This is a genomic window from Kibdelosporangium philippinense, from assembly GCF_021390435.2.
In the GTDB taxonomy this organism is placed as follows: domain Bacteria; phylum Actinomycetota; class Actinomycetes; order Mycobacteriales; family Pseudonocardiaceae; genus Kibdelosporangium; species Kibdelosporangium philippinense.
On record NZ_JAJVCN010000001.1, the window covers coordinates 2,618,885 to 2,642,834 of the forward strand.

The window sequence follows — 23,950 nt, forward strand, 5'->3', positions numbered from 1 at the left end:
TGGAAACTCGGGCTGACTGAGGTTCATCTACGCGGTATCTGTCTGGTCTTGCTGAACTAGACAGGAGCGGCGATGGCGTTTCTCAGCGACGAGACCTGGCGCGGAAGGATCTTTCGAGGTTCTTGGGTGGCGTCGGCTGGCGGCGACCGGGCCGTGGTTGAGCCAGCGACCGGCACCGAGCTCGGCCGGATCGGGATAGCCACACCGGACGACGTCGCCGCGGCCTCCGCTGTCGCGGCCGAGGCTCAACGCGCCTGGGCCGCAACGCATTTCCAGGAACGCGCGGCGATTCTGCGTAGGGCGGCTGGATTGTGGCGCGAGCACGCCGCCGAAATCGGTCAGTGGCTCACCAGGGAGGCAGGCAGTATCGCGGGTAAGGCTGCCTTTGAAGTGCATGTGGCAGAACAGGAATGCCTTGAGGCGGCGGCGCTTCCCAGTCGCCCCAGCGGTTGCGTGGTTCCTAGTGAAGTGCCCCGGCTGAGCATGGCGACCAGGGTGCCCGCTGGAGTGGTGGGTGTCGTCGCGCCCTTCAACTTTCCGCTGATTCTTTCGATCCGTTCCGTGGCACCGGCTTTGGCGCTCGGCAACGCCGTCATCCTCAAGCCAGACCCGCGAACCGCGGTGTGCGGCGGCGTTACTCTCGCCCGCATCTTCGAGGAAGCCGGGCTGCCGCCGGGAATCCTGCACGTCCTGCCCGGCGGTGCGGACGCGGGCGAGGCGCTGGTCACCGACCCGAACGTCCGCGTTATCTCATTCACCGGATCGACCGGCGCCGGTCGACGCGTCGGCGAGGCGGCTGGTCGGCTGCTCAAGCGCGCGCACCTCGAACTTGGCGGGAACTCGGCGCTGATCGTCACCGAGGACGCCGACCTTGACCAGGCGATCGGCGCGGCCGCGTGGGGTTCGTTCTTCCATCAGGGCCAGATCTGCATGGCCACCGGCAGGCACCTGGTGCACGAGTCGATCTTCGACGACTACGTCCGGCTGCTCGCCGCCAAGGCCGACGGGCTGCCGGTCGGCGATCCGGCGACCGGCGAAGTCGCGCTTGGACCGATCATCGACGCCGGCCAGCGGGACAAGATCCACTCGCTGGTGACCGAATCTGTCGACGCTGGCGCGATTTTGGCCGCAGGTGGGACTTTCACGGGTTTGTTCTACCGCCCGACCGTTCTTGTCGACGCGACGGCGAGCACCCGGGCGTATCGCGAGGAAGTCTTCGGCCCGGTCGCGGTTGTGACGCCGTTTGCGTCCGAGGACGACGCGGTGAAGCTGGCGAGCGACGGCGAATACGGTCTGTCGCTTGGCATTCTGACCGGTGACGCGATGCGCGGGCTGGCGCTGGCCGAGCGAATCCCGACCGGCATCGTGCATGTCAATGACCAGACCGTGAACGATGAAGCAAACGTTCCGTTCGGCGGTGTCCGTGCGTCTGGGACGGGATCACGGTTCGGTGGCGCAGAGGCGAACATCGAAGCCTTCACCGAGACGCGCTGGGTGACGGTCAGGGGCGACATTCCCAGTTACCCGTTGTAAGTACCGTCACACTGTCATGGGACCCGGCCACGGCCGGGTCCCTTCATCGTTTCAGGGCACTGCCTGCACTCACTCTGGTGAGCGGATTGGCCCAAGGAAGGTGTGGTTGCCAGACAACAGTCACCGCACGCGTGAGAAATTCTCACAAGGGTGTGGACTGTGCTCCGTTTTGTTTGTACGGTGATCGTCGTGCGACGGACTGTCACAAGACGAACCCTCTTTGTGGCGGATCTGCTGGACTAGGCGTCAAACAAAGACCTGATTAATTTCGTTGCGACGAAGTTAACCCACTGAAACGGTTGTAAACGGTCCGGAAACGTCCCGCCGGGGTGGCGCTCCGGTTGTTAACACACTGGTTTCCTTTCACATCCCGATCCCTGTAGGTGTGGAGGAGGAATCGATTTGAGCACGCTTTCCTGCCGTGACCTGGTGATCGGCGTGAGTCCGTTCGGCGAGCCCAATGCGGGACTAGTCGTCGCGGTCGCGCGCGCCGGTGGTCTCGGCGTGCTCGACCTCGGCAGCGATCGCGCGCGTGCGGTGGCCGCGCTGGCGACCGTCCGGAGCAGGCTGACTGGACCATTCGGTGTCCGGCTTGCACCCGACTGTCCACTTAGCGCAGAAGACTTGCCGCGAGACGTTGACACAATCGTTACGCCGCAACTTGTTGCAAGTCATGGCCGAAGAGTGCTTGTCGAAGTGACCTCGGTCGACGAAGCCCGCGCCGCGGTCCGAAGTGGGGCCAATGGTCTGATCGCCCGTGGCAGCGAGTCGGGTGGACGCGTCGGCGAACTGACCACGTTCGTACTCCTGCAGCGGCTGTTGGCCGAGTTCGATGTGCCCGTCTGGGCCGCTGGTGGGATCGGTCCGAACACTGCTGCGGCGGCCGTCGCGGGTGGTGCGCGCGGTGTCGTTCTCGACAGCCAACTCGCCCTCGTCAAGGAAGTCCGCGATTGTCTCAATACCGAGGTCGTGGCGGCTATTGCCGGGATGGACGGCGCCGACACCGCTATTGTCGACGGCAATCGCGTGCTTAGCCGCCCGGGGGCAGCATATGCGCTCCGGGTCGGTCAGGACGGCGCGCTGGCGGAGGGCTTGCGCCAATCGGGTGGCACGGCCGGTGGGATCGTGCAATTAATTCAGAAGACTGTCAAGGCCAATCTCGAATTGGCCGCACGGAATCCAGCACTACGGCCGGACGGACCATTCTGCGCGCGTGCGGATAGCCTACGTTACCCACTGGTACAAGGGCCGATGACCCGGGTGAGTGATCAGCCCTCCTTCGCCAACGCGGTCGCGGAGGGCGGCGGGCTGCCGTTCCTCGCTCTCGCATTGATGAACGGCGAACAGACCAGGGACCTGTTGACCCGGACGGCCGCTCGACTCGGCAGCCGTCCGTGGGGAGTCGGAATACTCGGTTTCGCCGAGCCGGAACTGCGGCAGGCCCAACTGGCGGAAGTGCTTGCCGTCAAACCGCCGTACGCGATCGTCGCCGGCGGCAAACCGGCGCAGGCCAAGGTGCTCGAAGACGCGGGGATCGAGGCGTTCCTGCACGTTCCGTCGCCCGCGCTGCTGCAGAACTTCCTCGACGAAGGCGCCCGCAAGTTCGTCTTCGAAGGCTGGGAGTGCGGCGGCCACACCGGTCCGCGGTCCAGCTTCACCCTGTGGGAGCAACAGATCTCGGTGCTGCGGCGCCGGGCGTCACTCGACGATGTCAGCGTGCTGTTCGCAGGTGGAATCCACGACGAACGCTCGGCCGCGATGGTCTCGGCGATGAGCGCGCCCTTGGTCGACAAGGGCGCGAGCGTCGGCGCGGTGATGGGCACGGCCTACCTGTTCACCCGCGAGGCCGTCGAGCACGGCGCGATCACCCCGGTATTCCAGCAGGTCGCGGTCGAATGCTCGGCGACCGCGTTGCTGGAGACCTCACCGGGGCACAGCGTCCGATGCGCCCAGTCGTCCTTTGTGGACATGTTTGAACAGGCGAAGGCCGGTCTTGCCGACGCGCCCAAGCAGGAAGCCTGGGAGCAGCTGGAGAAGCTGAACCTCGGCAGGCTGCGGATCGCCAGCCGCGCACTGAAGCGTGACGGCGATGACCTTGTCGGCGTGGATGAGGACGAGCAGCATGCGACCGGGATGTTCATGATCGGTCAAGCGGCCACACTGCGCTCCGAACTCACCGACATCGCCAGTCTGCACGCCGAGGTCACCAGCCAGGAGTTCTTCCGGGCGAGGTACGCCGAACTCGTCGAACAACCGGCCCAGCCTCAGGCCGATCCCCTCGACATCGCGATCGTCGGGATGGCCGCGATGCTGCCTGGCGCTTCCGATGTGGCCGAGTACTGGGCGAACATCGTCTCCGGAGTCGACGCGATCAGCGAAGTCCCGGCCGAGCGCTGGAATCCTGAGCTGTACAAGGACGCCACGCCGTCACGCTGGGGCGGATTCCTCGACCCGGTCGCGTTCGACCCGCTCGCGTACGGCATCCCACCGGCGTCACTGACCTCGATCGAACCCGCCCAACTGCTTGCTCTGGAAGCGGCCGCGCGGGCACTGCACGACTCCGGTTACGAGACACGGGAGTTCGACCGGGAACGCACATCGGTGATCTTCGGTGCCGAAGCAGGAGCCGACCTGGCCAACGCGTACACCGTCCGATCGGCGTTGCCCGCCTTGTATGGCAGCGCCCCGGAAGGGCTCGACGACTACCTGCCCACGTTGACCGAGGACTCGTTTCCCGGCGTGCTTGGCAACGTCATCGCCGGACGGATCGCCAACCGGCTCGACCTTGGCGGCGCCAACTACACCGTCGACGCGGCCTGCGCATCGAGCCTGGCAGCGCTGGACGTTGCCTGCAAGGAACTTCGCGGCGGCACAAGCGACATGGTCTTGTGCGGTGCCGTTGACCTGCACAACAGCGCCCATGACTACATGATGTTCGCCTCGGTCAAGGCATTGTCGCCGAGCGGCCGGTGCGCCACGTTCGACTCCGCGGCTGACGGGATCGCCCTTGGCGAAGGCGTGGCCTGTGTGGTGCTCAAGCGCTTGGCCGACGCCGAACGTGACGGCGACCGGATCTACGCCGTGGTCAAGGGAATCGGCGCCTCCAGCGACGGCAAGTCCTTGGGGCTCACGGCTCCGCGTGCCGATGGGCAACGCCGTGCGTTGCAACGGGCTTATGGCTCGGCTGGTGTTTCGGTGAAGGACGTTGGGCTCGTCGAGGCGCACGGGACGGGAACCGTTGTCGGCGACCGGACCGAACTGGCCGCGCTGACCGAGATGTTCAGCGACGCCGGGGTGGACGCGGGAAGCGCGACCATCGGGTCGGTGAAGTCGCAGATCGGGCACACCAAGTGCACCGCGGGCCTGGCCGGGCTGATCAAGGCCGCGATCGCCGTCCACATCGGGATCCGGCCGGGCACGCTGCACGTGACCAAGCCCAACGCCTACTGGAAACCGGAGACCAGCCCGTTCGCGTTCGGACATCGCACCTGGTCAGCCCCTGCTTCCGAGCGGACGGCCGGGGTCAGCGCGTTCGGCTTCGGTGGTACCAACTTCCACACCGTGATCACCGGCTATGGCGGTGTCGACGAACCCATGCACGGCTTGCACTCGTGGCCTGCGGAGCTGTTCGTGTTCCGTGGCGCGGACACTGCCGCGGCGCAACGGGTCGCCGAGCGGCTGGCCCGGCTGGTGAAAGCGAACGACGCCGCCGGACGCCCCAAGACCTTGCGTGACATGGCAGGCACTGGGGCTGCCATGTCACCAAGCCAACCCATCCAGGCGGCAGCCGTCGTGACCAGCCTCGACGAACTGTCAGAGGTGCTGGCGGACGTCCAAGCGTGGCGTGCGTCGAGCGCTGTGCGGCTGCGTTCCGGTGACTCGCCCAAGGTCGCGTTCTTGTACCCAGGCCAGGGCAGTCAACGGCCGGGGATGCTCCTGGACCTGTTCACGGCGTTTCCACGGTTGCAGCGGACTTTGCGGCTGTCCGGTGGCCGGTACGAGAACGTCATGTTCCCGCCTGCCGCCAAAACTCCCGAACAAGCCGATCGGCAGAAGGCTGCGATCACCGACACCACGGTTGCCCAGCCCACGCTCGGCATTGCGGGCCTCGCGATGACGCAACTGCTGGCATGGCTCGGGATCCGGCCGGACATGGCCGGTGGCCACAGCTATGGCGAGCTTGTGGCGTTGACCGCGGCCGGGGTTTTCGAACACGAACAGTTGTTGGAGCTGAGCGAAGCACGCGCCAAAGCCATTGTGGGCGCGGTCGGCGACGATCCAGGAACCATGGCCGCGGTCACGGGCTCGATTGACGACGTTCGGAAACTCGTTCCTGACAATGTGGTCGTCGCAAACCACAACTCGCCGACCCAGGTCGTGATTTCCGGTGGCACCGAGGCTATCACCGAAGCCGTTACGCGATTGAAGCAAGCCGGGCTCTCGGCGCGGACGATTCCTGTCGCGGCGGCGTTCCATAGTCCGCTTGTCGCGCAGGCCTCGGACACTTTCGCGGACGTTCTCACATCGCAGGAAGTCCAATCGGCACAGTTCCCTGTATGGTCCAATGTGGATGCTTCGGTCTACCGGGATGTCCGGTCCACAATGGCCCGTCAGGTAGCGTCCGAGGTTCGGTTCGTCGAGCAGATCGAGGCGATGTACGAAGCCGGTGCTCGGGTGTTCGTCGAAGCAGGACCGAGCGGTGTGCTCACCGGTCTGGTTCGCAAGATCCTCGGCGACCGGCCGTACACCGCGGTTTCGTGTGATGCTCCTGGCCAGAACGGGATCAAGACATTCCTGACCGCACTGGCGGACCTGGCCGTCGCGGGTGTGCCGGTGGACGTGGCTCCGCTGTTCACCGGACGGGCCGAACCGGTCCGGCTCGAGGACATTCCGGCTCGTCCCAAGTGGTTCGTTGATGGAGGACTCGTGCGTGACGCCAACGGCAAGGCGTTGAGTGGCGGCCTGCGCCCAGCCACCGAGGCGCCCAAGCTGACTGCACCGACAGCCGCGAACCCAGTGAACCGGGACGTGATCGTCAAGGAATTCCTCGACGGTATGCGCGAAGCCGTTGCCGCGCAACGCGATGTCCTGCTTGGCTATCTTGGGACAGCGCCAGTGCCCGCTACTCCCGCGCCTCAGCCTGTTGTCGTGGTGCCCGAGGTAGTCACGCCAGAGCCGGTGAAAGAGCCCGAGCGCGTGGTCGATGTTGGTACGGTCGTGCTTGAGACGATCAGCGCCCGCACCGGCTACCCGCCCGAGATGCTGGAACCAGGTCTGGATCTGGAAGCCGACCTGTCGATCGACTCGATCAAGCGGACCGAGATCATCGGTGAACTCGCCACCGCGCTTGGCGTGACCGGCGACGGGACGACGGTCGAGGCGCTGACCCAGATCAAGACCATCGAGGGTATCGTCGGCTGGTTCGGTCAGCGTGAGACCACGACAGCACCTGTGCCACAGCAGGAAAAGGTGGTCATCGAAGGCGGACGGCCGATCCGGCAAGTGCCCACATTGGTCACGATCGACGCGTGCGCCGAACCTGCTTCCCTTACCGGCCAGCGTGTCCTGATCGTGGACGACGGCGGAAACGTGGGACTGTCGATCGCCGACGGCGTCGAACGCCTTGGCGGAGTGCCGCACACCGTGGATCAAGTGTCGACTGTGGACGCTGACTACGTGCTGTATCTCAGTGCTCTCAGGTCGACCGGCGAGCCGACCTTGCCGGAAGCGTACGAGGACATCCGGGCGTGCCTCACGGCCGGGATCAAGGGCTTGATCGTGGCCACCGCTGGCGGTGGGACGTTCGGATTCGGCGAGCCCGAAGATGACCACGAACCTCTGGACCTCGGCATGCACGGCCTGATCAGAACGGCCGCACACGAGTACCCGGACCTGCACATCCGCGCGGTGGACGTGAGCCCGAAGGAAAGTGACTCGCTGATCGCGGCATCCCTGCTGGCCGAGCTGACCACAGTGGACGGCCCAGTGGTGACTGGTCATGCTTCGGGACAGCGCTACGCGATCGAACTGAGCACTGTGGAACTCCAGGGGACTGGCACGCCACAGCTCAATGAGGACAGCGTGGTGCTGCTGACCGGTGGCGCCAGGGGCATTACGGCACTCGCGGCGGTCGCGCTGGCCGAGCAGACTGGATGCCGGATCGAACTCATCGGCCGGACCGCGCCCCCGAAGGGCCCAGAGGACCCAAGCACGGTGTCGGCCCAGAACGAAGCAGAACTCCGCAGAGCCCTGATCGAGACTGGCCTCAAGGACCGTGAGGAGATCGCGGCACAGGCTCGGCGGATCCTGGCGGAACGGGAGATCCGGGCGACCATGGACGCGCTGCGATCGTCGGCGGCGTCCGTGCGCTATCACGCGTGCGATGTCCAGGACACCGACGCAGTCCACGGCGTGATCAACGACATCGTCGCCAGATTCGGCCGGATCGACGGCGTCGTGCACGGCGCTGGCGTCCTCGACGACAAGCTGATGGCCGACAAGACGCCGGAGTCGTTCGCCAGGGTCTACAACACAAAGGTCAACGGCGCGCGGGCGCTGGCGAAGGCCTTGAACCACGACCCGAAGTTCATGGTCCTGTTCGGCAGCATCAGTGGTGTCCTCGGCAACCGGGGCCAGGCCGACTACGCGGCGGCCAACGACACGCTTGACCGGATCGCCCGGTTCTGGGCAACCCAAACGAACGCTCGTGTGGTGAGTGTGGACTGGGGGCCATGGGCTGGCAGCGGGATGGCCGCGGACCTCGCCGAGGAGTACGGACGCCGAGGCATCCAGCTGATCGATCCCCGCGAGGGCGTCGCGTGCCTGCTGCGTGAGATCGCCGTTGGTGAGGCTGTGCAAGTCGTCTACCAATGCGCGATCCAGGGCATGTCGTGAGTGGTTACGCGCGTTCTAACCCTCCTAACCACTCACGACAGAACGTGGCAATTGTCGGCATAGGAGCGCTCTTCCCAGCCGCTGCCGATGTGCCTGCGTTCTGGCACAACATTGTCGGATCGGTCGACGCGATCGGCACGATCCCGGCTGACCGCTGGGACCCGTCGATCTACTACGACCCGTCAGCTACGCCCGCGAGCGATCGGTTCTACTGCCATCGCGGCGGTTTTCTCGACGATCTGGCGATGTTCGACCCGACTCGGTTCGGCATCATGCCGTCCACAGTGGACGCCGCTGAGCCTGACCAATTGCTAGCTCTGGGCGTGGCCGCCGCGGCGATCGCCGATGCCGGTGGCGAGCAGTCCTTGCCGGACCGGGCCAAGGTGGGAGTCGTGGTCGGCCGTGGGGGATACCTCACTCCCGGCTGCGCCCGGCTTGACCAGCGGGTCCAGGTAGGACAGGTGATCTCGGTCGTCAAGGACCTGATTCCCGGGGTCGACACGGCGGCGCTGAGGGAGGCTTTGCGGGAGCGGCTGGGGCCAGAGCAGCCTGAAGCGTCCATTGGCCTTGTGCCGAACTTGGCCGCGTCCAGGATCGCGAACCGGTTCGATCTGCTGGGTCCGGCGTACACAGTGGACGCAGCCTGTGCTTCGGGACTTGTGGCAGTTGAACATGCGGTTCGTGAGCTGGCTTCTGGTCGGTGTGACGCGATGTTGGCTGGTGCCGTGCACGTATCGCATCACCCGACTTTGTGGAGCGTGTTCACGCAACTGCGCGCGCTCAGCGTTCAACAGCGGATCCGGCCGTTCGACCGATCAGCGGATGGAACGCTGCTGTCCGAAGGCGTCGGCATGGTTCTGCTCAAGCGCTACAGCGATGCCGTGGCCAATGGCGACCGGATCTACGCCGTGATTCGCGGTGTTGGCACGGCGAGTGACGGCCGTGCGACGAGTATGATGACGCCGAACCCGGAAGGCCAGCTTCTGGCTGTGCGCCGAGCTTGGCAGGAAGCGGGGCTCGAACCCGGCGAGGCTCTCGGCCTGATCGAAGCCCACGGAACCGCGACGCCAGCGGGTGACGCGGCCGAACTGGCCACGATGATCAAGGCCTTTGGGACGGCCGGGGACCAGGTCGGCATCGGCACGGTCAAGTCGATGATCGGCCACGCGATGCCAGCGGCCGGGATGGCCGGGTTGATCAAAGCCGCCCTTGCCGTGCATCACGCGACTCTGCCGCCGACTTTGCACATCGAGGACCCGCATCCGGCCCTTGCGGGCACTCGGTTCGAGCCAGTGCTGGAACCACGGCCGTGGGATGGGCTTCGCCGGGCGGGCGTGAACGCGTTCGGGTTCGGTGGGATCAACGCCCACATCGTTCTTGACCAAGCGACCGATTCCGGTGCGGTACAACCGGATCCATTGGCGCCCGTATTGATGCTTTCGGCGAATTCGGCTGAGGAGCTCGAACGGGAACTGCTGGCTGAGGACGCCGATCTGCTGAGCCGTGCGGCGCTCAGGACCAGGGCCGAGGACAAACCGTGCCGCTTGGTGATGTGGCAGCCGGATGCCCGCAGGCTCAAACTCGCGCGGCAAATCGTCGGCCGTGGCAAGAAATGGGCAGGCAGGCACGACATCTGGTTCTCGCCGAAGCCATTGTTGACCCGCAACGACCAAATCGCGTTCTTGTTCCCAGGGTTCGAGCATCGTGGAACCGCGGAACTGGCCGGGGAAGAGTCTGTCGTCGAGCATGCGCTTGCTTTGCTGCGAGCCGGTCGACGACAGGCCACCAAACTCCGCGAAGCCGGGATCGTGCCAAGCGCGATGGCCGGGCACAGTATGGGGGAGTGGACCGCGATGGTCGTCGCGGGCATCTATCCCACGGTCGACCAGTTCGTCGAATCGCTGCGTCCTGGGATGGTCGGGGTCGTCGACGTGGTCTACGCTGCGCTCGGCTGCTCGGCCGAAAAAGCCCAAGGGATTCTGGACTCGCTGTCGGTCGATGTGGTCGTCAGCCACGACAACTGTCCACATCAGTCAGTCATTTGCGGACCCGCGCACGACCTCGCCAGGGCAGTGGAAAGCCTGACGGAAAACGGAATCATGGCGCAGGTCATGCCGTTCCGTACGGGCTTTCACACTCCAGCCCTCGCACCACACTTGGACGGTGCCAAGGCCACGGTCTCGGCGCTTACCGTGCATCCGCCGTCCATCCCGGTCTGGTCCGCGACCTCGTTGGCACCGATGCCGGACGATCCAGCCGCGATCCGTGAGCTCGTGTTGCGGCACCTGGTCGAGCCGGTTCGGTTCCGGCCGCTGCTGCAACGGTTGCACGACAGTGGAATCCGAGCCTTTGTTCAGGTTGGCGCGGGTAGCTTGCCCGGGTTCGTCGACGATACGCTCAGTGGCCAGGAATTCGTGACCATCGCGGGCGATTCGGAGCACCGGGCCGCCGCGGCTTTGTGGGCGTTCGGTCTTCAGCGCGGTCATGGCGGGAAGTTGCTGTCCCTCGGTCTCAAGCGATTCACTCTGGATCCTCTTAGCATCGACCAACCAGTGACCGTGGACGCTTCCACCGACGTCGGCGCCGCGCTGAGTGCGGTCCTTGCTGAGACCACGGCGGTCGCGCGTGAGGTCGCCGAGGCATTGGCGGCGCCTAAGCCGACCGAAGTGGAGCTGAGCCGGGTCTTTTCGGTGCAGACCATGCCGTATCTGGTCGACCACTCGATCTTCCCGCAGCCCGAAGGATGGCACGACCTGTCCGACGGATTCCCGATCGTGCCGATCACCGGCCTGGTCGAGGTCATCAAGGACGCCGCCCGCGCTGTGGTCCCGTCAGGTGTGGTGACCGCGGTCGAGTCGGTCCGTGCCATGCGTTGGCTGGATGTCGAGCCCGGGCGCGAAGTCCGGATCACGGCCAAATTGGACGGTGGTGTGGTTCGCGTCCGCGTAGGGGATTACGCCGAAGGTGTTGTCCGATTTGGATCCGGATACCCTGAGCCGGAATCCCGCACCTATCCGCCGTTGCGAGCACCTCGACCGGCGCCCGTGACGGCGAATGAGCTTTACGGCGAAGGCTGGATGTTCCACGGTCCGCGGTTCGCCGGGGTCTCGGAGATCACCACGTTGGCGGACAACGGGATCACCGGCGAGCTGACGGTGTTGCCTGCATCCGGTGCCTTGCTGGACTGCGCGGGACAGCTGATCGGGCACTGGATGCAGGTCAGCAGGGACGTCGACCAGACCGTGCTTCCCACCGGCATCGGCGCGGTCCGGTACTACGGACCCGATCCCGAACCCGGCTCGCGCATTAGCTGCGAGGCGTGGATTCTGGACGTCACCGCGGAGACAATGCGGGCTGATGCTGTGTTGCGGACGTCCGACGGCAGGCTCTGGTGCCGGATCGAAGGATGGGCGACCCGCAGGTTCACCACGGACGACCGAATCTGGCAGGTCAAGCTGCGTCCCGAGCTCAACACCCTGGCCGAGCCACAGGACGGCGGCTGGGTCCTCGTGACCGAGAAGTGGGCCGACGACAGCGCGACCCGTGAGCTCATGGCCCGCAGGTACATGACGGCAAGCGAGCGTGCCCACTATTCGTCCCTTGACCTTCGAACCCGACGCCAGTGGTTGCTTCGCGTCATCGCCGCCAAGGACGCGGTTCGCCGCTGGCTGTGGGACCGGGGCGTCGGAGCGATCTTCCCGGTCGAGTTGACGGTCACAGATGATGGATCCAGCGTGCAAGTTCGTGGCGCGTTCGCCACCCCCAAGGTCTCGGTCGCGCAATGGGCGGATCCCACCAAGCCTTCGGCCCCCGGATGTGCGGTGGCCATCGCAGGGGACACCGTGCACGAAATCGTCGTTACGGATGACGGAACGTCCTATGCGGTCACATGGAAACAGACGGGAGAGCAGCGTGTCTGAACCAGAAGTGCTCGACGAGGTGATCCGGCTGATCGCCGAAGTGGTCGGCGAGGACGTACTGCTCGGCATGGAGGTTACGTCGGAAACGACATTCAGCGACGATTTGGGCCTGGAAAGCATCGAGTTCGTCGCCTTGGCGGACAAGTTGCGCTCCCGGTACGGCAACCAGGTCGACCTGGTCGCGTTCCTCGGCGACATGGACATCGACGAGATCATGGCGATGACCGTCGGCCAACTCGTCGGCCACATCCAAACCCAACCCGCCGCGACCACCGGCTGAGACCTGTGGCCGACATCCACGCCCGTGGCCTGAAGTTCCACGTACAGCAGCTGGGGTCCGAAAACACCGGGCCCACAGTGGTGTTCGTGCACGGTCTAGTGATGGACAATCTGTCCAGTTTCTACTACACCCTCGCGGCACCATTGGCGCGTAACGGAATCCGGACCATCTTGTTTGACCTGCGCGGGCATGGGTTGTCGGCGCGGCCTGAATCCGGTTACACGCCTCAGGAAAATGCCCTGGATCTTCTGGCCATCCTGGACTCGTTGGGTGTCTCAGAGCCGGTGTACCTGCTGGGCAACAGTTATGGTGGTGTGGTCGCGATGCATGCGGCTCTGAAGGCTGTGGACCGGGTGGCCGGGGTTGTGCTGGTGGAGTCGGCTTGTGCGGGGGAGTCGGGCGAGGAGTGGGTCGAGGACATCGTCAACACGTTGAGTGTGGCCGCTTTGGGTCTGGAGTTCGATCGGACGGGTGAGCAGCTGATCAAGCTGGGGCAACGAAAGGTCGCCAAACTAGCGAACAACGCGGATGCTCTGCTCAACCGGACGTCGTTGATCGATGATCTGGTTTCGGGCGCTTTGCTGTCCGAATCGGACCTTGCCGCGGTTCGGTGCCCTGTGCTGGGCGTGTTCGGGGCCGAGTCGGAACTCGTTGGTGCGGCCAAGGATTTGGACAGGTTGGTGCCGGGTTGCGAGACCCATGTGATTCCCGGTTTGGGGCATACGGTGTTGAGAGAGGCGACTGGGGAGCTGATCGAAAAGGTGCTTGCCTGGTTGGAGAAGGTCGGATGAGCGAGTCATTCAACACAGTGCCCGGCTCATGCTACGCAGGTGACCACAGCGTGGAGAAGGCATGAGTCGCTTCCTCTTCATCGTTCCACCTCTCACTGGCCACATCAATCCCACTATTGGTGTCGGGGCCGAACTCCTGCGCCGTGGCCATGAGGTTGCGTGGGTCGGCCATCCTGCCACCGTCGAAGCCCTCCTCCCAGACCAATCACACATCTTCCCTGCCCTTGACGACCGCCTTGAAGCCGACATCCAGGAAGCCCGGCAACGCTGGCTCCAACTGAAGGGCATCGCGGTTCTCAAGTTCCTGTGGGAAGAGTTCCTGATCCCACTGGCGCACGCCATGATTCCTGGGGTTCAGGCCGCCGTGAAGGAATACCAGCCGGATGTCCTCATCGCTGACCAACAAGCGCTTGCTGGTCCGGTGGTTGCCGAAGATCTCGGCATCCCATGGGTGACCAGTGCGAGTACTCCGGCCGAGCTGATTCGTCCGCTCAAGACGATGCCCAAGGTCGAAGATTGGGTCCTCGGCCAGCTTCACGAGCTCAGCGGGTCCGATATCAGGTTCTCCGAGATCCTGGTTCTGGTGTTCACGTCACCACTCCTCGTCGGCGAGACCTTTCCACCCAACTACGTCTTCACGGGGCCGATCCTCGAACATCGGCCTGATCGCGGCGACTTCCCGTGGGACTGGCTGGCCGAAGAGAAACGCAAAGTGCTGGTGTCACTGGGCACGCTGAACGGCGTGGCGGGTCACCGCTTTTTCGGTGAAGTGATCGACGCCGTCGCGGAAATGCCAGATGTGCAGATCGTCATGGTCGCACCGCCGCTCGAAGTGCCACGCAACGTCCTGGTGCGGGAAAGAGTTCCGCAACTGGCACTTATGAAGCATATGGACGCTGTGATCTCGCATGGCGGCCACAACACTGTCTGTGAGACGCTGGCGCATGGGCTTCCGCTCGTTGTCGCTCCCATCCGTGATGATCAGCCGATCATCGCTCAGCAGGTGGCTTCTGTGGGTGCGGGGATTCGCCTGAAGTACCAACGAGTTCGTGCCGGTGAGATTCGTGGGGCACTGGCTGACGTCCTGACAAACCCGGAGTACGCGGTCAATGCGCGCCGGGTGCAAGAGTCGTTCCGGCTCGGCGGCGGTGCGTCCGTCGCGGCTGATCATCTCGAGGCGGTGGTGGCATGATCGCGTGGATCCTGTTCGGCCTGGTGGTGGCCTACCTGACCGTGGACACCCTGCGGCTGAGAGGCCGGGCCAGTCAGATTCGGGTATGCCGTGAAGGCCACCCTCGCGGCGTTCAACGCGCCAAAACAGGCCCTCACGACCTGTTGCCCGCTGCCTCAGGAGACTCCGAGGACTTCCAGTCGTTCCCGGCCGAACTGCCAGCAGACGTCCGGCAGTCGGCGATCGAGTTCGCCAGAGCCGAGGACCTCGGGCTGGTCGACCTCGTACCAGCCAACCTGTCCACTGTGGCCGCAGTCGACCTGCTCAACCAGTTCGATCCCAAGACCTACCGCGAAGGTCGGTGGATACGTGGGACGAGCGCAGGCGAGGCAATCCTGTACAGCCGCAAGGCTGTGGACAAACTGGACATCAAGGATCCGGTTGATCCTACCGAGTTCGTCACCGTAGCCAGGCGCGTCAAGGACCGGGAAGGCGTCAGCGTCGACATCGCGGTCGCTCCAACGCTCAACGCAACGCCGTACGACCTGTCGACACGCAAAGCCAGGCTTCGTAAGTACGGCAAGCGTCCGGCGATGTCCACCGTGGCCTCGATGATCGGATACCTCGCGGTCGTCGGCGCGACCGTGTGGACGTGGCCATGGGGCCTGATCGCGGCTGGCCTGTACAGTCTGCAGCCGCTGCTCGTGTTCGCCGCAACGCCGCTGAAGCCCAAGGATCTGTGGCTGACCTCGATCCTCCGGGTTGCCTACCAGCCGTACCTGTGGATCCGGACGATGGCCGGGACCTGGCGTACCGCGGCCGAGATCCAGCACGAGAAGGACCTGCTGGCCTCAGTCCCGGCCTATAGAGTCGAGATCGAACGCGGCACGGACCGGTTCTTCGAGCCACGCCGGGAGACTTGCCCGACCTGTGGCGGTGTGTCCCTCAAGCGGATCGTCCGAAGTGTTGACCTCGTACAGCTCAAGCCCGGTGAGTTCACAATGGACGAATGTGTCTCCTGTGGACACGTCTTCCAGAACCCGCGACTGTCCACGGCTGGACTTGACTTCTACTACCGTGACTTCTACGACGGCCACGGCGCCGGCGCGGCCGAAGCCGTCTTCGCCGGTAAGCCGGATCCATACTACGACCGCGCCAAGATGGTCGTCCCATTCACCACCCCACGCAACTGGCTGGACGTCGGCTCCGGGCACGCGCACTTCTGCCGTGGTGCCAAGGAAGTCCTGCCGGAAACCCGGTTCGACGGCCTTGACCAGGGAGCGTCCATTGAGGACGCAGCCACGCTAGGCTGGATCACCGAGTCGTATCGCGGGAACTTCAAGGACTTCGCCGACGAGCTGACCGGCCGCTACGACGTGATCAGCATGCATCACTACCTCGAACACGTCCGAGACCCGTGGGACGAACTGGACCTGGCCGCGAACACGTTGCCCGACGGCGGATACCTGCTGATCGAGGTGCCCGACCCGGAATGGCGCCTCGGCAGGCTGTTCGGCAAGTACTGGATGCCATGGTTCCAGCCACAGCACCAGCACATGCTCCCCATCGGCAACCTCAAGAAGGCGTTGGTCGAACGCGGCCTCACACCCGTAGCCGAAGAACGCGGCAAAGCCCATCTGTGCAACGACTTCGTCCTGTCCAGCTACTTGTTCCTCGCCTCCCTCGCGCCGCGTTCACCGTCGCCGTGGCGCCCGGCGAAGCCGAAACTGAAGGCATTGCGCAGCGCGGCCGTCTGGTCGGTCGGTATCCCATGGCTGATCGTGGCGGGGCTGCTGGACAAGACGCTGAACCAGTCGATCGCCAAGCGCAATGACCGCGGCAACGCCTACCGAGTGCTTGCTCGCAAGGAGCCCGCATGATCGATCTCGCGGACCGTACGGACGTCGCCCCGGAGCTTCGTCTTGTGCCGCACGCGTTCCGGGAAGCGTTCGGACAGTCCGCAGAAGGCGTCTGGTATGCACCGGGTGTCGTGTCCGTACTGCCTGGTTTGTCGGTGTGTGCGCGGTGGGGCGCGATCGTCGCTGGCGCTCGAAGGGACGATGGGATCATTCATCTCGCGTCCATCAACAGGCCCGCCGAACCAGTGATCCTGCCAACGGATGATGTGCCCGGTTGGGCCAAGCCGGTGGTCCAGGTGGTCCAACGGCTGCACCCCGGCGGCATCACCTTGCTGTGCAGTGTGGACCTTCCGACGGGCAGCGGGCTGTCCTCGTCGACCGCATTGGCATGCGCGGCTGGAATGGCTCTTCGTGACCTATGCCAGCCCGGCATGCCCTTGGGGCACCTCGTGGACGTGCTCGCCCAATCGCAACCGCGATCGCGGGTGGAGGCGGCATTCGCGGGATATGAAGTGGGCGTGGACATCGCGGGCGCCCGGTTGCTGATCGTAGACACCCGCGTGCGTCGCGACACGCCGGTGCGGCTCGCGGATTTCCCGGTACGCCAGCACGGTTCGCTTGACGAGCTTGGCCAGGATCTGACCGGTTTCCACCGTGCGCAGCAAACCGAGACCGAACAGGACATCGCGGTCGACGCGGCACTGAATGCCGGTGCGCTCGGGGCAACGATGCTGGTTGACGATCCGGGACGGCCTGTTGTCGTGCTGGCAACGCCGGATCGGCTGGCCGCGGTCCGGGCCTGTGTGTCCGATGCGTTCCGCCGCGAGTCGCGCACACCACCGAGGTATCTGACCATTCGGCCGTCCGCGGGCGCCCGCAAAGTCACCCGATAATTCCTGTGCGCCGCCCGTCGCGCAGCGTGAACCCGTAACCTAGGCGGTGATCAGCGACAAAACAGACGGGATCGGTGCATGACTCGGGGTGATGAATCGTCGGACGTCCGGGATGCTCCGCTCCGGGTGGACACGACGAGAGCGAGTGTCACCCGGGTGTATGACGCCCTGCTCGGCGGCAAGGACAACTTCCAGGTCGACCGGGACGTACGGGCGCGTTTCCTGGAACTGGACCCGGAATTCCTGCGCGCGGTGCTCGACCGGCGCGACTTCATGATGCGCGTGACCCGCTACCTCGCTGGTGAACTCGGTGTCGGGCAGTTCCTCGACCTCGGCGCCACGTTGCCCGAGGCAGAGAACACGCACGAGGTCGCACAGCGTCTCAACCGCGAGTCGGCGATGGTCTACGTCTCGCTGGACCGCGGTGTGCTCGCCCACGGCCGCGCGCTGGTGGCCGACAACGACCGGACCCACATGGTCGAAGCCGATTTCCGCAAGCCACGCCAGGTCATCGAGCACCCGACCGTCGCGAAGCACCTCGACTTCACCCAGCCGATGGCGGTGTACCACGTCGGCACGATGCAGCACGTCCGTCCCGAGCGCGATCCCGCCGGAATTGTCGCCGCCTATATCGACGCACTTGCACCGGGCTCATATTTCGTCTTCGCGCATCTGATCGATCCCGTCGAGGACGTCGAGCTGTCCAAACTCGCCCATGACGTGCGGGATGTCTACGAACAAGCCCAGGTCCCACTGTGGCTGCGGACCCGCGACGAGATCTCGGCCATGCTGTCCGGACTGGAATTGCTCGACCCCGGCCTCGTGCTCCTCGCGGACTGGTGGCCGGACGGCCCGCGCCTGCAGCCGCTCGGCCGCACGCAGCGGCTCGCGCTCGGCGCGGTCGGCCGCAAACCCTGACCTGTCACAAATCTGAACGCTGTCCCGTCCTAGTTGGTGCGTACGTCTGTGCACTGATCTTTGGAGAGGACAGCCACTGTGGAACCGCGGTTGAAGGCCCCGCTCGAGCCGTACAAGCACATGTTCGCCCTTGAGGAGTGGACCAAGTCCAGCGCGCTCCCCACCACCATCCATGAGCTGGTGAAACTCCGCGTCAGCCAGCTCAACGGGTGTGCGTTCTGTGTGGACATGCACTCGCACGAGCTCAAGGAGCACGGCGAGACCGACGAGCGCCTGTTCAGCGTGGTCACCTGGGAAGAGACGCCGTTCTTCACCGAGCAGGAGCGGGCCGCGCTCAAGCTCGCCGAGGAAGGCACCCGGCTGACCACCGGCCGCGTGTCCGACGAGGCCTGGGACAACGCCAAGAAGCACTTCACCGACGCTGAGCTGGGCGCTCTCGTTGTGGCCATCGCGACCATCAACGCGTGGAACAGGTTCGGGACGATCCTGCAGACCGTCCCGGGGTCCATGCGTAAGTAGTCAGCTCGCACCGATTCCGGTCACCGACCGGACGTCCATCTCGTCACGCAGTTCGGCACCTTCGTCGGGTCCCTTGCGTTCCCCGGCGAAGGTGCCGACGATGCCGAGTACGAACGACAGTGGGATCGACACGATGCCCGGGTTGGACAACGGGAACAGCGCGAAGTCGATGCCTGGGATGATCGAGTTCTCGCTGCCGGAAACCACCGGCGAGAACAGGATCAGCACGAGACAGCTGGCCAGGCCGCCGTAGATCGACCACACCGTCCCTGTCGTGTTGAACCGGCGCCAGAACAGCGTGTACAGGATCGCGGGCAGGTTGGCCGAGGCGGCGAGCGCGAACGCCAGCGCCACCAGGAAAGCGACGTTCTGCCCGGTGGCCAGGATGCCGCCGCCGACGGAGAGGGCGCCCACCACGACCGCGGTGATCCGCGCGACCTTCACCTCGGAACCCGGCTCAGGGTTGCCGTTCTTGAGCACGTTGGCGTACACGTCGTGCGCGAAGGACGCGGACGCCGTCAGCGTCAGACCTGCCACCACTGCGAGGATTGTGGTGAACGCGACGGCCGAGACGAGTCCGAGCAGGACGGTTCCGCCGACATGGAACGCAAGCAGTGGCACAGCGGAGTTCTCGCCGCCGGGGGCGCTGGTGATCGCATCCGAACCGACGATCGCGCTTGCGCCGTAACCGATGACGAGCGTGCTCAAGTAGAACAGCACCATGGCCCAAATGGCCCAGACCACTGACCTACGTGCCTGATAGGCATTCGGCACGGTGTAGAACCGCATCAGCACGTGTGGCAACGCGGCCGCGCCGAGTACGAGTGCCAGCGACAGCGAGACGAAGTCCAGCTTGGACGTCTCGGTCCGGCCGTACCGCGCGCCTGGCTCGAGAATCAGGTCGCTCAGCGCGTTCTTCTCCGCCGCACGGCCGAACAGCGAACCGAGGTCGAAACCGAACTTGCCGAGGATGAACACGCTCATCAGGCTCACGCAGACCAGCAGCAGCGCCGCTTTGACGATCTGCACCCACGTGGTGCCCTTCATGCCGCCGACCAGCACGTACAACACCATGATCACGCCGACGACACAGATCACCAACGCTTGCCCGCCAGCGGTGTGCACGTCGAGCAGCAACGCGACAAGGCCGCCGGCACCGGCCATTTGGGCGAGCATATAGAAAAACGAGATCACCAGGGTCGCGTTGGCCGCCGCGGCGCGTACCGGGCGCTGCTTCATCCGGTAGGCCACGACGTCGCCCATGGTGAACCGGCCGGTGTTGCGGAATCTCTCCGCGATCAGCAGCAGTGGGATGAGCCACGCCACCAGGAAGCCGATCGAGAACATGAAGCCGTCGTAGCCGTAGACCGCGATCGCGCCAGCGATTCCAAGGAATGACGCGGCGGACAGGTAGTCACCGGACAGCGCGATGCCGTTCTGCATGCCGGAGAAACCGCCGCCTGCGGCGTAGTAGTCGGCCGTGGTGGTATTCCTGCTGCTCACCCGGTAGACGATGAACAGGGTGACGACCACGACACCGAGGAAGATGCTGACATTGACGGTCGGATTGCCAGCTGCCTGCGCCAGATTCACCGTGTTCATCGACCCGCGCCCGCCTGGTTTCGCAATTGTGCGGTTTGTGGGTCGATGCGCCGTTTCGCGAAGCGCACGTACACCAACATGATCACGACTGTGCTCACGAACTGCGACAACCCGAGCAAAAGGCCTACCGTGATGTTGTCGCTGATGCGGTGGCTCATGAACTCCGGCACGTATGCGGCAAGTACGACATAGCTGAGATACCACACAAGGAACAACAGTGTGACGGGGATGACGAACCGGCGGATCCGCTTACGGAGCTGGACGAATTCGGCACTCTGCGCGATCGCGGAGAAGTCCGGCGCGCCCTCGTCTACCTCCGTGAAATCGTGCTCCCGTGAAAAGGACGGCATCGTTTTCATCGGGGTTGTCCTCCGCGGGGTTCTCGTTCGGCGCGTTCCATTGGATGGGGGAGCGGGCCGTGGCCGAAGCCAAGCTAGGCTGTCGTCCCTGCGACGTCAAGCACCATCCCGGAGAGGTTTCAACGCAGTGCTGTTACGGTGTGAAAAGTTCCAACACCATTGTTGGTTTGGATGCCGAGTCATTGACTGACCGTGCCGCGATCGTGGCGTAATTGACACTTGAACAAATGGGCGACAGTTACCTAGGTTATCCGCGATGTCCTATTTGTATTTGAGGTTCTCGTGACTGCTCGGCGCTCTTGGTCCAGGGTGGCCATGCAGTGGCGGAACTGGCCCGTGCTCGTCAAGATCGGCGCCGTACTGGTGGTGCCGGTCGTTGGCGCGATGACGCTCGGCACTTTGCGGGTGCAGTCAGACCTTGACCTGGCTGATTCCTACGCCGAAGTCGAGCGGCTCGCCCAGCTTCGTGAGGAGCTCGTGCCCACGCTCGGTCTGCTGCAGGGCGAGCGCAACCTCGCGATGGAGGCGGACCAGGACGAGTACCGCGCGCAGTGGGCGCGGACCGACACGTTGATGGAGACCGTCGACTGGATGGTCGCCAACACGCCTGACTTCGGTCCAACCGCGACAGCGGGCTACGACAACCTCAAGCGCGCCATGCGCGCGTTGCCGGGGCTGCGCCAGCAGGTGCTCAACAGGAGCGACACCGAGGTCATCCGGTCCGGCTACGCCATCCTGACCCAGGCGATGCTCGACTTCGACCGGTCGCTGGTCAGCAAGTTCCCCGACGAGGAGCTGACCGGTTCGTCCACGGCCCTTTTCGACCTGCAGGTCGCCCGTGAACAGGTGTCGTTCCAGCAATCCCTTGTGCTGGAAGGGATCCGGCGCGGCGAGCTGACCGGCCCTGAGCGTGAGCGGTTGATCGAGTCGGACGTCCGGCTCGCCGACGTGATCGCCGACATGCGCTCGGTCGCCCCGCCCCAGCTGTGGCAGCAGTACCTCGACACGGTAGCGGGCTCGGATGTCACCCAGCGCCAGGAATTCGTCCGCCAGGCACGTGCCGAGGCCCCGCCTCGCCGCCCTGGGACGCGGGCGACGATGCCGTTCAACGCAGTGGACTGGACCAGGACATCGGACCAGACGACCGCGCTGATGACGTTCGTGCTCAAGGCGGTTGCGACCGAACTGCGTGACGGCGCGACGCGGCTGCAGGACGAGACGAGCAGCCGCGCGGGTTTGCAGTCCGTGGTGCTGCTGGCAATGGTGTTGCTCGCGGCCGCGATCGGTGGCGTCGTCGGTCGATACCTGTTGCGCTCGTTGAGGTCGCTGCGCAACGCCGCGCTGGATGTCGCGTCGACCAAGCTGCCGGATGCCGTGTCGGACATCCGGGCCGGTCGCCCGGCGAAGCTCGATCCGATGCCGGTCAACACCGACGAGGAGTTCGGTCAGCTGGCCCGCGCGTTCGACACCGTGCAGAACCAGGCGGTCCGCTCGGCCGAGGAAGAAGCCGAGCTGCGCGGCAACCTCCGCAACATCTTCGTGAACCTCTCGCGGCGAAGCCAAGGTCTCGTGGAACGCCAGCTGCGGCTGATGGAGCAGCTCGAGCAGAAGGAAGACGACCCGGACCAGCTGGCCAACCTGTTCAAGCTGGACCACCTGGCCACCCGGATGCGGCGCAACAACGAGAACCTCGTCGTGCTCTCGGGTGCGGAACTCGGTCGCCGTTTCACCGAGCACGTCCCGCTCGCCGACGTGCTGCGTGCCGCGGTGTCCGAAGTGGAGCATTACGAACGCGCCTCGGTCCGGTCGGTTCCGCGCGTCGACGTGCTCGGTTACGCCGCCGGTGACCTGGTTCGGTCAGTGGCCGAACTAGTGGAGAACGCCACCGCGTTCTCGCCGCCGGACTCGCAGGTGATCATTCAGACGACACTGCGTGACGACGGCGCGGTGCTGATCGAGATCATCGACGACGGTATCGGCATGGGCGACGCCGAACTGGCCGACGCCAACGCGCGTGTGGCCGCCGGTGGTGGCGTCGACGTTCCGGTGTCCCGCCAAATGGGACTCTTTGTTGTCGGTTCCCTCGCGAACAGGCACGGTATTGGTGTGCTGCTGGCCAGAAAGGACAACGGCGAGGATGGTCTCGTCGCGTCCGTTGGCGTGCCGGCGGAACTGATCACCAGTTTGGTGCCCGCACAGGCAGGCGCGCCTGCCCCTTCGGCCGCCCCTTCAGGTAAGGCCGAGCCCTCGCCCGAGGAGACGATGGTCTTCGATCGGCCTGTCCCCGACGAGGGCAGCCTGACCGGACGGCTGCACTCCGTCGGGATCACGGTGAAACTGCCTGACCTGCCGTTGGCCAGTTCACCCGCGTCGATTCTGTTCCGCTCACACCGGCCGGTCATCGAGGACGACCAGGCGCCGCCGGCCGTGGCGCAACCGAAACCCCAGGAAGAATTCGCTTGGCTCGGTGGGCCCGGAGGCGGGCCCACGTCCCCTGCCAAGCACGCCGCACAACCGTCGGTCCCGGTGCAGGCCAGGCCGACGGCCCCTCCACCGCCGCCACAGAAAGAAGGGGAGCTGCCCAAACGGGTCCCCAAGGCGCAGTTGTTCGTCGAACCGATGGCTCCGACGGGAGGCGACAGCGGCAAGCGTGCCGCCGCCGTGCCTGCCCGTGGGCCAGGCAACGCCGAACGCGCTCGCGGATTCTTGAGTAGCTTTCAATCTGGCATCCGCCAGAGTGAGAACAAGGAACAGGGGGAGGAGCAACCATGACCGAGACGCCGACCAAGGGCCGGCAGGTCAGTCGGTTCGGATGGCTCGTCGACAACTTCACCGAGCGGGTGGCAGGCGTTGCCCACGCGATCGTGATCTCCGTCGACGGTCTCCTGCTCACCGCGTCGAACAGGCTTCCCCACGACCGGGCTGACCAGATGGCCGCGATCTCCGCGGGCATCCACAGCCTGAACCAGGGTGCGGCGAAGGTGCTCGGCGCGCAAACGGTGAACCGCGCGATCGTGGAGATGGACTACGGCGTGCTGTTGCTGACGTCCATCAAGGACGGTTCGTGCCTTGCTGTGCTTGCCCGTCGCGACAGCGACATCGCACAGATCGCGTACGAGATGACCGTGCTCGTCGACCAGGTTGGTCAGATGCTGACTCCGGAACTGCGTGCCGAGCTGAGTGGGTCAGTGCGGCGGTAAGCGAGGTGATC

The 23,950-nt window shown here is 65.0% G+C and carries 14 protein-coding genes; 12 read left to right on the forward strand and 2 right to left on the reverse strand.

The window, feature by feature from the left end; translation table 11 throughout:
- Positions 1 to 72: 72 nt before the first annotated feature.
- The 10 genes from LWC34_RS12030 (at position 73) to LWC34_RS12075 (ending at position 18,778) form a co-directional block, all read left to right on the forward strand.
- The gene (locus LWC34_RS12030; protein WP_233725133.1) at positions 73 to 1,533 is read left to right on the forward strand and encodes a benzaldehyde dehydrogenase; all 1,461 of its coding nucleotides are present in this window, start codon (positions 73 to 75) and stop codon (positions 1,531 to 1,533) included.
- A gap of 402 nt (positions 1,534 to 1,935) precedes the next feature.
- Positions 1,936 to 8,427, forward strand: coding sequence for a type I polyketide synthase (locus LWC34_RS12035; RefSeq protein ID WP_233725134.1), 6,492 nt, complete (start codon positions 1,936 to 1,938; stop codon positions 8,425 to 8,427).
- Positions 8,428 to 8,471: 44 nt separating this feature from the next.
- On the forward strand, positions 8,472 to 12,347 hold the full coding sequence (locus LWC34_RS12040) for a beta-ketoacyl synthase N-terminal-like domain-containing protein (RefSeq protein WP_233725135.1): 3,876 nt from the start codon (positions 8,472 to 8,474) through the stop codon (positions 12,345 to 12,347).
- Entirely contained in the window at positions 12,340 to 12,627 is a 288-nt protein-coding gene (locus LWC34_RS12045) for an acyl carrier protein (RefSeq protein ID WP_233725136.1), read from the forward strand. Before LWC34_RS12040 ends, LWC34_RS12045 begins: the two co-directional genes overlap by 8 nt.
- A gap of 5 nt (positions 12,628 to 12,632) precedes the next feature.
- Entirely contained in the window at positions 12,633 to 13,418 is a 786-nt protein-coding gene (locus LWC34_RS12050; RefSeq protein ID WP_233725137.1) for an alpha/beta fold hydrolase, read from the forward strand.
- A 61-nt stretch (positions 13,419 to 13,479) separates the two neighbouring features.
- A complete protein-coding gene (locus LWC34_RS12055; protein WP_233725138.1) occupies positions 13,480 to 14,610 on the forward strand; it encodes a glycosyltransferase in 1,131 nt (376 codons plus the stop codon).
- On the forward strand, positions 14,607 to 16,469 hold the full coding sequence (locus LWC34_RS12060) for a class I SAM-dependent methyltransferase (RefSeq protein ID WP_233725139.1): 1,863 nt from the start codon (positions 14,607 to 14,609) through the stop codon (positions 16,467 to 16,469). Before LWC34_RS12055 ends, LWC34_RS12060 begins: the two co-directional genes overlap by 4 nt.
- Positions 16,466 to 17,341 carry a GHMP family kinase ATP-binding protein gene (locus LWC34_RS12065; RefSeq protein WP_233725140.1) on the forward strand — a complete coding sequence of 292 codons (876 nt, stop codon included), beginning with the start codon at positions 16,466 to 16,468 and terminating at the stop codon, positions 17,339 to 17,341. Before LWC34_RS12060 ends, LWC34_RS12065 begins: the two co-directional genes overlap by 4 nt.
- A 78-nt stretch (positions 17,342 to 17,419) precedes the next feature.
- Positions 17,420 to 18,259 (forward strand): SAM-dependent methyltransferase, encoded by an 840-nt coding sequence (locus LWC34_RS12070; RefSeq protein ID WP_233725141.1) that lies wholly within the window; start codon positions 17,420 to 17,422, stop codon positions 18,257 to 18,259.
- Positions 18,260 to 18,337: 78 nt separating this feature from the next.
- Positions 18,338 to 18,778, forward strand: a complete 441-nt coding sequence (locus tag LWC34_RS12075) for a carboxymuconolactone decarboxylase family protein (RefSeq protein ID WP_233725142.1) — start codon at positions 18,338 to 18,340, stop codon at positions 18,776 to 18,778.
- Here LWC34_RS12075 and LWC34_RS12080 read toward each other — a convergent pair whose 3' ends face one another.
- The gene (locus LWC34_RS12080; protein WP_233725143.1) at positions 18,779 to 20,380 is read right to left on the reverse strand and encodes a monocarboxylic acid transporter; all 1,602 of its coding nucleotides are present in this window, start codon (positions 20,378 to 20,380) and stop codon (positions 18,779 to 18,781) included.
- The gene (locus LWC34_RS12085; protein WP_233725144.1) at positions 20,377 to 20,739 is read right to left on the reverse strand and encodes a DUF485 domain-containing protein; all 363 of its coding nucleotides are present in this window, start codon (positions 20,737 to 20,739) and stop codon (positions 20,377 to 20,379) included. The genes LWC34_RS12080 and LWC34_RS12085 overlap by 4 nt, the downstream gene beginning before the upstream one ends.
- 315 nt (positions 20,740 to 21,054) lie before the next feature.
- Here LWC34_RS12085 and LWC34_RS12090 point away from each other — a divergent pair, with 315 nt between their 5' ends.
- Together LWC34_RS12090 and LWC34_RS12095 are read left to right on the forward strand one after the other, a co-directional pair.
- The gene (locus LWC34_RS12090; RefSeq protein WP_233725145.1) at positions 21,055 to 23,511 is read left to right on the forward strand and encodes a sensor histidine kinase; all 2,457 of its coding nucleotides are present in this window, start codon (positions 21,055 to 21,057) and stop codon (positions 23,509 to 23,511) included.
- Positions 23,508 to 23,939 carry a roadblock/LC7 domain-containing protein gene (locus tag LWC34_RS12095; protein WP_233725146.1) on the forward strand — a complete coding sequence of 144 codons (432 nt, stop codon included), beginning with the start codon at positions 23,508 to 23,510 and terminating at the stop codon, positions 23,937 to 23,939. Before LWC34_RS12090 ends, LWC34_RS12095 begins: the two co-directional genes overlap by 4 nt.
- Positions 23,940 to 23,950 lie beyond the last annotated feature (11 nt).